12 protein-coding genes and 1 pseudogene are annotated in these 12554 nt (G+C 59.3%); 7 read left to right on the top strand and 6 right to left on the bottom strand.

Features of this window, described 5'->3' with window-relative positions:
• Nucleotides 1–69: 69 nt before the first annotated feature.
• Genes CKW29_RS14345 through CKW29_RS14355 form a run of 3 tightly spaced genes read right to left on the bottom strand, consistent with a single transcriptional unit; the run spans nt 70 to nt 3140 of the window.
• Entirely contained in the window at nt 70–1173 is a 1104-nt protein-coding gene (locus tag CKW29_RS14345; protein ID WP_095146442.1) for an extracellular solute-binding protein, read from the bottom strand.
• 1 nt (nt 1174) lies between these two features.
• A complete protein-coding gene (aguB, locus tag CKW29_RS14350; protein WP_095146441.1) occupies nt 1175–2083 on the bottom strand; it encodes an N-carbamoylputrescine amidase in 909 nt (302 codons plus the stop codon).
• A gap of 4 nt (nt 2084–2087) precedes the next feature.
• A complete protein-coding gene (locus CKW29_RS14355; protein WP_095148778.1) occupies nt 2088–3140 on the bottom strand; it encodes an agmatine/peptidylarginine deiminase in 1053 nt (350 codons plus the stop codon).
• A 147-nt stretch (nt 3141–3287) separates the two neighbouring features.
• On the opposite strand from CKW29_RS14355, the gene CKW29_RS14360 reads away from it, so the two are divergent.
• The 4 genes and pseudogenes from CKW29_RS14360 to CKW29_RS14370 all read left to right on the top strand — a co-directional run bounded on the left by CKW29_RS14360 (nt 3288) and on the right by CKW29_RS14370 (nt 7802).
• On the top strand, nt 3288–4160 hold the full coding sequence (locus CKW29_RS14360; RefSeq protein WP_095146440.1) for a LysR substrate-binding domain-containing protein: 873 nt from the start codon (nt 3288–3290) through the stop codon (nt 4158–4160).
• A gap of 232 nt (nt 4161–4392) precedes the next feature.
• A complete protein-coding gene (locus tag CKW29_RS14365) occupies nt 4393–6117 on the top strand; it encodes a phospholipase D-like domain-containing protein (RefSeq protein WP_095146439.1) in 1725 nt (574 codons plus the stop codon).
• Nucleotides 6118–6209: 92 nt separating this feature from the next.
• Nucleotides 6210–6281, top strand: a pseudogene (locus tag CKW29_RS26060) (glutathione S-transferase); the annotation flags it as partial.
• A gap of 54 nt (nt 6282–6335) precedes the next feature.
• Nucleotides 6336–7802, top strand: coding sequence for an FAD-binding oxidoreductase (locus CKW29_RS14370; protein WP_256584912.1), 1467 nt, complete (start codon nt 6336–6338; stop codon nt 7800–7802).
• Between the two features lie 138 nt (nt 7803–7940).
• Here CKW29_RS14370 and CKW29_RS14375 read toward each other — a convergent pair whose 3' ends face one another.
• The 3 genes from CKW29_RS14375 to CKW29_RS14385 all read right to left on the bottom strand — a co-directional run bounded on the left by CKW29_RS14375 (nt 7941) and on the right by CKW29_RS14385 (nt 10095).
• Nucleotides 7941–8570 carry a hypothetical protein gene (locus CKW29_RS14375; protein WP_095148712.1) on the bottom strand — a complete coding sequence of 210 codons (630 nt, stop codon included), beginning with the start codon at nt 8568–8570 and terminating at the stop codon, nt 7941–7943.
• A gap of 78 nt (nt 8571–8648) precedes the next feature.
• Nucleotides 8649–9113 (bottom strand): GNAT family N-acetyltransferase, encoded by a 465-nt coding sequence (locus CKW29_RS14380; RefSeq protein ID WP_095148713.1) that lies wholly within the window; start codon nt 9111–9113, stop codon nt 8649–8651.
• A gap of 127 nt (nt 9114–9240) precedes the next feature.
• Complete coding sequence (locus CKW29_RS14385; protein ID WP_095148714.1) at nt 9241–10095, bottom strand: LysR substrate-binding domain-containing protein; 855 nt, start codon at nt 10093–10095, stop codon at nt 9241–9243.
• A 106-nt stretch (nt 10096–10201) separates the two neighbouring features.
• On the opposite strand from CKW29_RS14385, the gene CKW29_RS14390 reads away from it, so the two are divergent.
• The 3 genes from CKW29_RS14390 (at nt 10202) to CKW29_RS14400 (ending at nt 12554) form a co-directional block, all read left to right on the top strand.
• On the top strand, nt 10202–10843 hold the full coding sequence (locus CKW29_RS14390; protein WP_095148715.1) for an FMN-dependent NADH-azoreductase: 642 nt from the start codon (nt 10202–10204) through the stop codon (nt 10841–10843).
• Nucleotides 10844–11089: 246 nt separating this feature from the next.
• Nucleotides 11090–11488 carry a hypothetical protein gene (locus CKW29_RS26065; protein ID WP_095146448.1) on the top strand — a complete coding sequence of 133 codons (399 nt, stop codon included), beginning with the start codon at nt 11090–11092 and terminating at the stop codon, nt 11486–11488.
• A 322-nt stretch (nt 11489–11810) separates the two neighbouring features.
• Nucleotides 11811–12554 (top strand): protein-L-isoaspartate(D-aspartate) O-methyltransferase, encoded by a 744-nt coding sequence (locus tag CKW29_RS14400; RefSeq protein ID WP_256584913.1) that lies wholly within the window; start codon nt 11811–11813, stop codon nt 12552–12554.

Raw genomic sequence — 12554 nt, forward strand, 5'->3', positions numbered from 1 at the left:
GCGAGGAGCCTATCTGCGTCCCTCGCGTCTGCCACCCGGATGACCAACTGCCTGGGCACCGATCTGTCGTTATTGAGTAGCGGCTGTCTTGAACCTGGTCCAAGCCCGCATGCGCGCTCGCATATCGGCCTGGGAGATGTCCTTGCCAGGAATCAGCCGTGCATAAGTGGCATCGTCGAGGTAAATATCCGGGTTGTTGCGCATGCTCGCATCGACGCTCGGACGGGCCTTGGCATTGGAAGTGGGATAGCCGGTGAAGTTGCTGATTGCAGCCATGTTCTCCGGACGCATGACGAAGTTGATGAACGCATAGGCGTACTCCGGGTGTTTGGCGTCGACAGGAATCGCCATGGCGTCCATCCACACCGTGGTGCCTTCACGGGGAACGCGGTACTGGAACGTGGTGCTCTTGCCGGCGCTGTCCGACGTCCGTTGTGCCTGAGTCATGTCCCCGCTGTAGCCTAGCGACAGGCACAGGTTGCCGTTTACCAGGTCGGTCACCGGTTGCGACTGGAACTTGCGAATGTACGGCCGTAACTTGAGCAGCAAGTCACTCGCCGCCGCCAGGTCCTCGGGCTTGGCGCTGCGTGGTTCACGACCCAGGTAATTGAGCACGACCGCCAGCACTTCGTCCGGCGAGTCGATCATCGAAATACCACAATCGCCAAACCGGGCAGCCAGTTCCGGCTTGAACAGCAGGTCCAGGCTGTTGACCGGGGCATCCGGCATGCGCTGGTGAATCTGCTCGGCATTGTACGTCAGGCCGATGGTGCCCCAGGTGTAGGGAACGGTGGCCTGGTTTGAATGCACGTAATGGGTACGCAGTTTCTGCAAACCTGGCTCGATATCATTTAGCGCCGTGAGCTTTGACGGGGCCAGCGGCAGCAGGCTGCCGGCACGCATCAAGCGCTCGGCCACCGTATCGCCCGGGAAGATCAGGTCATAACCACTGCCGCCCGCCAGCAGCTTGGCTTCCAGCGTCTCACTGCCATCCATGACGTCGTAGATCACCTTGATCCCGGTTTCAGCGGTGAACCGGGCCAGGGTGTCCTCGGCAAAATAATCCGCCCAGTTGTACAGCCTGAGGGTTTTCTCCTGCGCGTGGAGCGATGGCAAGGCACAGCCAAACGCCAATCCCAGGGCGCCGATCAACAGTTTGTTGGAAATACCCATGTCAAACCCCTTCTGTGTTCCAGCGTGCATGGCGGTGACGACCGTCCTGGCTCAGCAGCGCCCCGTACATCTCCGGACGGCGATCGCGGTAGATCCCCCAGCTCAGGCGTTCTTCACGCATGGCGGCCAGGTCCAGGCTGTGGACCAGCACCCCCGTGCTGTCGCGGTCGGCCTCGGCGAGCAACTTGCCCTTGTGGTTGCAGATAAAGGACGAGCCATAGAAGCTCATCTGCAGGGCCGGATCGGTGGTCGCCACTTCCCGGCCGACGCGATTGGCCGCCACGACCGGCAGGATGTTGGCGGCCGCATGGCCGCGCATGGTCATCTGCCAGTGGTCACGTGAGTCCAGGGCGGCGCAACCAGGCTCAGAGCCAATGGCGGTGGGAAACAACAGGACTTCGGCGCCCATCAACGCCAGGCAACGCGCAGTCTCGGGGAACCACTGGTCCCAGCAGATCCCCACGCCGATGCGCCCAAACGCCGTATCCCAGACCCGGAAGCCGGTATCGCCGGGGCTGAAATACTCCTTCTCTTGATAACCAATGGCGTTGGGAATGTGGGTCTTGCGGTACACGCCCAGCAGGCGTCCATCGGCATCGGCCACGCTCAAGGAGTTGAAGTAGGCATTGCCCGCCTTCTCGAACCAGCTCAGCGGCAGTACCACGCCCAACTCCCTGGCCAGCGCCGCGAAGCGCTTGAGGACACGGCTGTCTCGATATTCTTCGGCCAGCGCCAAGTGTTGATGGCTTTGTTCGATGCAGAAATACGGCGTGGCAAACAGCTCCTGCAACAGGATGACCTGGGCGCCCTTGGCCGCCGCCTCACGCACCAGTTGCTCAGCTTGATCAAGGTTGTGTGGCAAGTCCCAGGTGCAGGGCATCTGGGTGGTCGCAATCGTCAATAACGTCATGGCCTCAACCCTCCACCGGCCAGGCCGGCTGTTGCTGGGTGATGCAATGCACGCCGCCACCGCCATGGGCCAGGTGATTGATCCGCACCGGTACCACTTCGTGGTCGGGGAAGGCTTGAGCCAAAACTTTCGCAGCCACATGGTCAGCGTCAATGCCATAGGCCGGCATGATGATGGCGTTGTTGGCGATGTAGAAGTTGGTGTAGGAGGCACAGAACACTTCAGCGTCGGTGTCCACGGCTTCGGTGGCTTCATACAACTCGATCAGCTCGAACTGGCGGCCCTGGGCATCGGTGGCCAGTTCCAGGGCGCGACGGTTTTCTCGCACCACTTCGGCATACACCGAACCCCTGTCGTGGGTGGCATCGACCAGCAGCACGCCTGGGCGCGCGAACGCGCACACGCCATCGACATGACCATCCGTCATGTCGCCGGTCACGTAGTCCGGATCGCCCGGTAGCCAGACGGTCTTCTTCACGCCCAGCAAGCGCGTGAAGACTTCCTCCATCTCGGCCTTGTTCATGCCCGGGTTGCGATTGGGGTTGAGCAAGACGGACTCGGTGGTGATCAGCGTGCCCTCGCCGTCGACATGAATGGCACCGCCTTCGTTACTCAATGGCGTGCCGAAGCACGGCAAACCCAGGTGGTTGAGTGCGCGCCGCGCCAGGCTTTCGTCCAGGTCGTGCACCGACTTTCCGCCCCACGCGTTGAAGCGCCAGCTCACACCCGCCACCCCCTGTTGCGGGTGGCAGACGAAGCTCGGGCCGGAGTCCCGACACCAGCTGTCGTTCACCGCCAACTCGATCAGTTCGATGTTGGGTCCGCACAAGGCCTTGGCGCTGGTGACCGCAGCCGGGTCGACGACCATCTTCACCGGTTCGAAACGGGCAATAGCGTTGGCCACGCCGGCGAAGTCCTCTTGCACCTGCGCCAGGGTGACGCCCCAACCCGACTCCCAGAGTGCCTGGTTATGGGGCCAGACCATCCATGTCGCGGCGTGCCTGACCCACTCGGCCGGCATCCACCAGCCCCTGTTGCGAATTTCTTCGTGTTGCATGACATGCTGCATGATAAAAAGCCCTGTTAGTTAAGCCATTGTGTTCAACAAAACTGCCTTGGCGGTCTTGTCATGCATGCTACGACTGTAAAACAGGGCCAACAAACGATGGATTTTGCAGAAAAGTGATTAGAGGAACTTATCAATATGCTCAAGCACTGGCCACCGCTCAGCTCCCTTCGCGGCTTTGAAGCTGCTGCCCGGCTGGGCAGTTTTCACAAGGCTGCCGCCGAGTTGCACCTCACCCAGTCGGCAATCAGTCAGCAAATCCGCAGCCTTGAGGCATACCTTGAGCAACCCTTGTTCTTTCGCAGTGGACGCAGCGTCAGCCTGACCGATGCGGGGCACGACCTGCTCAGCACCACCCAGGTGCTGCTGCAACAACTGGCCGTCGGCATCCGCCGTCTTGGGCAGTACCAGAAGCCCAACCAACTGGTCCTCAACACCACCCCGGCGTTCGCCCGCCACTGGCTGCTGCCACGCCTGGGGGATTTTCGCCGCCAGCATCCAGAAGTGGATCTGTGGGTATTCACCACCGATGAAGCCCCGGACATGACCACCCAGACCATCGACCTCGCGGTCCGGGACGACATCAGCTCCCAGGCCGAGTGCAGCTTCAAGGTGCTGCATGCAGATCGGCTCTACCCGGCGTGTCACCCCAGTCAGTTGGCGATGCCTGGCGAACAGCGCACAACCCTTCACGGCGAGCGGGAAATGGACTGGAGTCACTGGGCCGTGGAAGCCGGTATAGATGTGGGTCAGAAAGACCAGGGGCTGAACTTTTCCGACCCCGGCCTGCTGCTGGACGCCGCGTGTGCGGGGCTCGGCATCGCTCTGGTCAGCCAGCTACTGAGTCGGCAGGCGCGCGCCGACGGACTGTTGCAACCCTTGGTGGACCACACCATTCGCGGCCCGAACTGGGCCTTGTTGACCCATCGTGACAGCGAGACCAATGCGCTGGCGCGCAGTTTCAGCGATTGGCTGGTGAGCCGCCTGGAAGCCGAAAACCCGGTGACGTGATTGTTACTGTCTGGAGAAAGGAATCTGCTCCATGGCACGCCGTTTCGGTTTCTTGCTAATCGCCACCCTGGGACTGGCGTTCATACTAATCTGGTGCGCCTATTGGGTCGGTCTGCACAGACTTTCACAGCACCCTGTGCCTCCAACAGCTACGCTTTTGATCGCCTTCAGCTAAATCGTCAGGCAGGGCAAGACCGGGAAACCACCGCCATCGTTTCAAAAGGAATGAAACATGTCCGAAGAATTCCAGATTGTCGCAGGGAACGCCAACGCGCCCTTCACCTTGAAGCTTCACCGCGGCGATGGCATGACGCTCCTTGCCATGAACTGGAGGGCAGCAAAACCACCCCGTGATTTCGTTGGTTTCGCCCTTGAGTACAAAGAGCCCGATGGCGACCGTTACTGGGTGATCAAGAACCGCATCAGCTTCCCGAACCCCGACGGCAGCGTGAGCAAGGCGCGAACCTCCAGCCGTCTCGCTCCCATTCAGAAGTTCCGCTGGGTTCACTTTCCCCTGAACGCTGAAAAGAAAGGCACGTTCACCTACCGGGTTACACCTGTGTTCATGAGCCTTTCCGGTGAGCTCAGTTACGGAGAGGCGCAGGAGGCAGGCATTGCCTTGGCACGTGAAACCTATCCCGGAAAACTGAACGTCACCTTCACTCGAGGCTTCGTCTCCTCGCAGGCTTTCGTTGACCGCTACGTCACCGACACAGATGGCATGCAAACCCTTATCCCCGCCACCGCCAGCGAAGGCCTGACGTTCGTGCCCACTCACCCTGAGGCCAAAGAAGCGCTTCAATGGATGGGCTTCGAGACGCGCAGCGCAATTGTCGAAGTACTCGACGCCGCTATCGCCGACAAGACAGCGCTCGTGCGTGTGGTTTGCTTTGATCTCAACGACCCCGCCATCGTCTCTCGCCTCAAGAAGCTCAAAAAGCGGTTGCGCGTCATCATCGACAACAGCAAGGCCCACAAGCCAGAAACTTGTGCCGAGTCACAAGCTGCCAATCTCCTCGCCACGACCGCTGGAGCTGACCAGGTCAAACGCCAACACATGAGTGACCTCCAGCACAACAAGACCATCGTGGTCGATGGCGAACACGTCAAGGCAGCTGTCTGCGGCTCCACGAACTTCACTTGGCGTGGCCAATTCATACAGTCCAACAACGCCATCGTCGTGTACGGAGAACGTGCCATCCGGCCGTTCATCAATGCGTTTGAGCACTACTGGAAGCATGACTCCGTCAGAGGTTTCGGGCCGACGGATTCGACCGGCTGGCAAAGCCTTCAGCTCGACGACATAGACGCCCACGTCACCTTCTCGCCGCATTCCAGTAATGAAGGCGTACTGCAAGCTGTCGCGGACGACATACGGGACGCGCAATCCTCGGTCTTCTATTCATTGGCGTTCCTGAACCAGACAGACGGGGCCGTGACCGAAGCCATCAAGGCAGTGACCATGAAAAAGGGCATCTTTGTTTATGGCATTTCCGACAAGAGAACGGCTGGCCTGGACGTGCAACTCCCTGACGGCAAGATCGCACCCGTGTATGTGGCCAACCTCAGCGCCAACCTCCCCGAGCCCTTCAAAAGCGAACCCACGGGTCAAGGGGTCAACGGCCTGGGCTCGCGCATGCACCACAAGTTTGTCGTCATCGATTTCGACAAGCCCACGGCCCGCGTTTACACGGGGTCCTACAACTTTTCGAAGCCTGCTGACAACGAGAATGGCGAGAACCTTCTCCTCATCAAAGACCGTCGCATCGCGGTGTCCTACATGATCCAGGCCCTGACCCTCTTTGACCACTATCACTTCCGCGTACGCCAGGCCCAAGCCGACGCATCCAACACGCCCATTCAGTTGAAGAAAGCCCCAACGACCGGGCAGAAACCGTGGTGGTATGACAACTACAACGACCGCCGAAAGATACTTGACCGCGAATTGTTCGCATGACGGACCGCAAACCAACAGCTGGTTACTTGCCCCGCCTCAATCCTGTTGAGGCACCCTTCGTCCGACCGGGTTCACAGCCCGTTATAGACATCATATCCGCCGACGAATTTTCTCTCGCAGACATACCGATCGGCCTATCCGTCAATCGATGGTTTGAAACGCCTGCTTCGAAGTCTGAATGTGTGCACCATTCTCGATTCACAGGGAGGTAACGTAGCATGATCGACAACACGCGAGCGCACTCCCCTTCAGAACCATCGCATAATCTCACTCGACGCAGCCTACTCCAGGCCAGCATGGCCGGGGTTGCGGTCAGTGTGCTGTCTCCTTGGTCATTATGGGCCGCACCTTCGGGCATCCTGGTTAACGATGTAACGCTGCTCAATCCGATTTGGGTCAATCGCCTGTTCGCACCGCGCACCACCGACGAAATACGACAAGCGCTCGCGATGTGGTCAGGCCCTGTCAGTATTGGTGGTGGCCGCTATAGCATGGGTGGACAGATCGCCACCGAAGACAGCCTGCACTTCGATATGCGTCAGTTCAATCAGGTGATCCGTTACTCGCCTGAGAACAGGGTCATACGCGTACAAACAGGGATGCGGTGGCGCGACCTGCAATCGGTCATCGACCCGCACGACCTCTCGGTAAAAATCATGCAGAGCTATGCCAACTTCACCGTCGGCGGGGCGCTGTCGGTCAATGCTCATGGGCGTTATGTCGGCGCCGGCCCGGTGATCAACTCAGTGCGTTCCCTGCAACTGGTGCTCGCCGACGGTTCGCTAGTAGAAGCGTCCCGCACTGCAAATGCCGACTTGTTCCACGCTGCCATCGGTGGCTATGGCGCGCTGGGGGTCATCACCGAGGTTGAATTGGACCTTGCGCCCAATGTCACTATGGAGCGCCAGGTACACCGCATGCCCGTTGCCGATTACCCGAAATATTTCCATGACCAGATCCGCGGGAACGAACAGGCAATCCTGCACAACGCCGATCTGGCACCGCCCTACTTTGACCAGGCCACTTCTGTCACCTGGCGCACCACGGACAAAGAACTGACAGTCGCAGACAGGCTCGTCGCTCCGGGGCAATCGTACAAATTCGACCAGACCGTCATGTGGAGCGTGGCCAAACTTCCCGGCGGCCCGCTGATTCGCAAGGATGTGGTCGACCCGCTGCGTTACCTCAGTCACCCGGTTGTACGCCGCAATTACGAGGCCAGTGCGGACGTCGCCTCGCTCGGGCCTATCGCAACCCGCAACAGCACCTACGCGCTGCAGGAATATTTTGTGCCGGTGGCCCAGCTCAACGCTTTCGTACATCAAATGGCCATCGTTCTGCAGGCGCATCGCGTTAACGCCATCAACATCTCCATCCGGCACTCGCCGGGCGCCCCCGACTCGTGTCTGTCTTGGGCACGCGAAGAGGTGTTTTCATTCGTACTCTATTACTGGCAACACATTCGCGTGAGCGACCGCGAGGAAGTCGGCGTGTGGACGCGCAAGCTTATCGACGTCGCGCTATCGCTTGGGGGTACCTATTACCTGCCCTACCAACTGCATGCGACACGGGAGCAATTCTCATATGCCTATCCCAACGCACGACGCCTGTTTGCACTCAAGGCGCAATACGATCCGGACAAGCGATTCAGGAACAAGCTCTGGGACAAATACTACACGGGGTAGTGCAAGGCCCATGGCGATGGAAGCCTGAATCCGACTTGTGTGATGCCCGTATTTGGCAATACGATGAGTCACCTTTGGGTCGATTACTACCTGCCGCGACGGGCAGTTTCCGGCCAGAAGCCATGATCAAAAGCTGCACTAGCAACTGGTTACTTGCCCTGCATCAATCCTGTTGACGCGCCCTTCGTCCGACCGGGTCCAGAGCCAGTTATAGACGTCATATCCGCCTTCGCACTTGCCTGTCGTTTTGCCCTGGAAGTCAAAAGTCCGCCATGGGCCATCCTGATGTGAAGGCATCCCAAGTACTCTTTGAACTTCGACATCCGTTGAACCCAGCCATAGGTGATTGGCAAATGATACGGGGCGCAACTGTACCGGTAACGCAGGACAGTCGGTGCTCGCCTGCGCAGCGTTGAGTTGCTCGGCGACAACACCGGTCACAGAGTGATTGTCACCCCCCATCTCACCACTCGAGATGATCCATATCCGCACTCCGGCATCTGGCTGGCTGTAGCACAGCCAATACACACTGCCACCTGCATCGCCTCGATGCGCGATGGTGCCAATGGAAGCTTCGCTCATGACCTGCGCCAGTGTTGTTTTCTCGAATTGAATGACGAATGCCCCAAGCGTCGCACTTTTCGAAGCCGCCTCCTTCAGAGAGGCCGGCCACTCGGTCGCATCGAATGCTCCCTCTGGCGGAGGAACAGCGGCTGTCGCGCTAAAGACAATACTGAAGGATCCGAAAAACAACGTCGTTCGTTTCATTGCACGCCTGCGCTTGACTGCCGACACTTCAAATCCAGGTGATCGCACGGGGTCGAAAACGACCCTGGCAGACTCTGATCAGGATCCGCGACTACGCAACACCTTCTGCATGATGATAGTACGCTCGGCACCGTGGAATTCATCACGGACTTTTCGAAAGCCCAGCGTGGCGTAAAAGCCTTCTGCGGTGATTGAGGACGGCACGTGCAAAACTTCAAGGCCCAGGTTGAGGGCGGTTGCATGAATGACCGCCATGAGCTGCCTGCCGATCCCGTTCCCTTGATGCTGTGGTTCGACAAATACGCTTCTTACCGTCTCCCCCTCCAGACTGGCGGTGGCGACGACACGTTGATCGACAGATGCCACATACACCCGGCGCTGCGTCATCAATCGATGGATCGCCTGTGGTGAAAAGCCCTGCTCCACTTGAACGATCACATCGGCGGGGTAGTCCCGCGCATTGGACTCACGCAGGGCACTCATCACAACATGGCTGATCGCTTCAGCATCCTCACCGGTTGCAAGGCGAACCTGACAATCCATCTTGAGTACCTCGCTGCGAGTGGTTGTCCAATCGTAAACGCGCGCGACCTCACAGGCTACGCTGATGGCAAAGCGGCTGTCGGCGACAGGCAGCCATCGGCCACAAGCGACCTGTCGACCCGTTCTCTCAAGCCCTGCGCGTGGAGCAGTACTCCACAATGAGCTGAGTGAGCGCTGCCACAATCGCCTGATCCGCTTCAGGGGAGGTAAACAACCGAAATTGCGCATCCGGCAAATCCGGCAGCCCTTGTTCAGCCCCAAGAACCGCCAGTCCTTGCCTCAACTGACTGAGTGCCATGGGGGCTACCGCGAAGCCTGCTAGTGCCGCCGCCCGCAACCCGGCCGTGCTGCTGCATAACATCGCCGTGCGTTGGGCGATCCCCGCCTGAGCCAACCTCGTCAACGCTACCCCGCGATAAGGGCACGGCTCTGGGAACAGGGCCAGTGGCAACGGCGTCGGTAACTGAGTGACCGGTTGCGCCGACCAGGCCCACACCAGCGGTTCTTGCCATAGCAGCAACCCCTCTTCGCCGGTTTCGCACAGGGAACCGATGACCAATTCCAGATGGCCTTGCCTCATCAGGTTCAGCAACGTGCCAGGAATACCCACCTGCACGTCGATCTCCATGCCCGGGTACTGCGCCGCGAAATCCTGAAAAGACCGCAGTAACCGCGATTCGACAAAATCCTCGGACACCCCGATCCGCAGCCGTCCGTGAAACGGCGTGCGCGTCAGTTCTGCCCAGGCATCACGATTGAGCACAAGGATCGTGCGCGCATAAGAGACCAGGCGCTCTCCATCGGGAGTCAGTTGCTGGGAGCGGGTGGTACGCGTCAACAGGGGTTTACCAATCTGCTCTTCCAATCGCCGCACGTGGCCACTGACCGCAGACTGAGTGAGGTGCAGCTTCTGAGCTGCACGGCTGAAGCCTTCTTCATCGACGACAGTGACAAATGTCTTGAGCAGCAGCGTATCGAACATAGTTATTTACGTGATCAATCAAGCATTAATTTACGATTTATATTTCAAATTCAAATATGTTGCAATGTTCCCACCTGCCCTATCTCCCTACCACTCAAGGCGCGCCATGACGACTCTTCTCCATATTCAATGTTCTCCACGCAAGCAACGTTCGGCCTCCCTCGAAGTCGCCCGCAGCTTCATTGCGCGCTATCAAGAAAACACCCCAGACACCGAAATCATCACGCTCGACCTTTGGAACATGGCTTTGCCGGAATTCGATGACCTGGCAATGGAGGCCAAATACGCCGGACTCAATGGCACGCCCTTGACCCCCGCACAACAACACGCCTGGAACACGTTGAAAGATTTGGCAGCTCACCTGCACAGCTCGGATGTACTAGTGATGTCCGTACCGCTATGGAATTTCAGTATCCCGTACAAACTCAAGCACTTCATCGACCTGGTGTCGCAGAAAGACATCCTGTTCAGCTTTGACCCGGAGCGTGGCCTGGAAGGCATGCTGCTCAACAAAACCGCGGTGGTGATGTACGCCCGCGGATTGGATTTTTCGGCGCAGTCGATCACGCCGGCAGCGCGCTTCGACTTTCAGAAGCCTTATGTTGAAGCCTGGCTAAAATTTGTCGGCGTGACGGATGTGCATTCGGTGATTGTGGAGAAAACCATCCTGGGGGAAGACGTTGATCTCAGCGCGCGTGAGGCTGCGACTCAGCAAGCCAGGAGATTGGCAGATCGTATTTGTCGCTGACTCTTCAGGGGCTCGGGTGGGTGTATGGCATTAAGAAAGAGGAGTCCATATACGGACATCGAGATAGCAAACCTCAAAGGGGCCGAACACTGAGGCCGTTGGCTATTTAAGCAGCGGTTCCCTAGAACTTTTCCCTATTTATCGGTCTATTTGGATAAGCACATCCGCTCGGCAAGCACGAACCCGCAGGTTTCCCGCAGCCAGATGGCCACACGTCCAATTGTCAATCAGAGGTTGTCTTCGCTCATGAAATTCCATGATCCACGGATGGTGCTCTTCGGCCTGTTCGCGTTCGCGGCAGTGGGCTCGGCATCAGCAACACAGATGAAGACCTCAACCCCTGTTTTCGCAACTGAAGTCGCAGCCGTTCAGGCTCCGGTCCAGGCTGCCGGCAATCCTTGGCCAACCTTGGCCAGTATGGCCGGCAAGCAGCCAGGGCCATTGCTTGCCCATGACGACCGATACTGGCATGACGGCCGTTGGCACGATCGTAGAGACGATTGGCGCCGAGACAACTGGCGTAGAGATAATTGGCGTAGAGAGCAAGCCCGCCGAGAAGCCGAACGCCATCGTGATTGGGAGCGCCACCATGATCGGGCCATGCGGCACCGCTACGAGGACGATCGCCGCTACTATCGTCGCTAGTGCGATGCCACGGGATCAATCCGCCTGCAACACGGGCACTGCTCTGCCAACCTGCGAAACCGGGACTCAAACCGGCCCGACATAGCAGTGCTCGCCCACTAGGTGTTCGGTCCCGGATGCGTTTCTGAGTAATGACGTGCATTGTGAGCCTGTTGTCGCAGCTTGCCATGAAGCTAAGGTATCGCAATGCCGGTAGTATTCCAGGTTGCGATATTTTCTCAGGCAGTCGCCGCAGCCTGGTTTGATCGCCCCCCCTCCCCCGGCTTGCCGAGCCAGCCCGCCGGCCATACGATTCGACTATTCCTCAGACGGAGGAGTCATTGTGAAGCCGGTGATGCTCCTGACGCGCATCCTGGCGCCTGCCATCGCTCTGGCGCTGGCATCCGCCGGCCTGCATGCCGACGACCCGTTCGCGCCGTTGCGTGACGCCATGGTGCGGGAGATCGCCAACCTGTCGTCCGTCACCCGCGACGAAACCGGCAGGGTCGAGTTTGCCGCGCCGGTGATGGCCGCGATGGCCAAGGTGCCACGCCATAAGTTCGTCCCGCCCGACGAGGGGCCCTACGCCTACGAGAACCGCCCGCTGCCGATCGGCTACGGCCAGACCATCTCCCAGCCCTACATCGTTGCCCTGATGACCGACCTGACGCAGGTCGGGCCCGGCGACGTGGTACTCGAGATCGGCACTGGCTCGGGTTACCAGGCGGCGATCCTCGCCGAGCTGGCGCAGGCGGTCTACACGATGGAGATCATCGAGCCGCTGGCAGTGCAGGCCAGGGAGCGCCTGGGCCGGCTGGGATATGCGAAGGTGCAGGCCCGGCTGGGCGATGGCTACCACGGCTGGCCCGAGCACGGGCCTTACGACGCCATCCTCGTCACCGCCGCCGCCAGCCATGTGCCGCCGCCACTGATCGCCCAGCTCAAGGCCGGCGGACGGATGGTAATCCCGGTCGGCGCGCCGTTCATGATCCAGTACCTGCTGCTGATCGAGAAGGCCGGCGATGGCAGTGTGTCCACCCGGCAGGTGCTGCCTGTGCGCTTCGTGCCGCTGGTCGGAGGCGGTTGA

It is taken from the genome of Pseudomonas sp. Irchel s3a18, from assembly GCF_900187535.1.
Taxonomy (GTDB): domain Bacteria; phylum Pseudomonadota; class Gammaproteobacteria; order Pseudomonadales; family Pseudomonadaceae; genus Aquipseudomonas.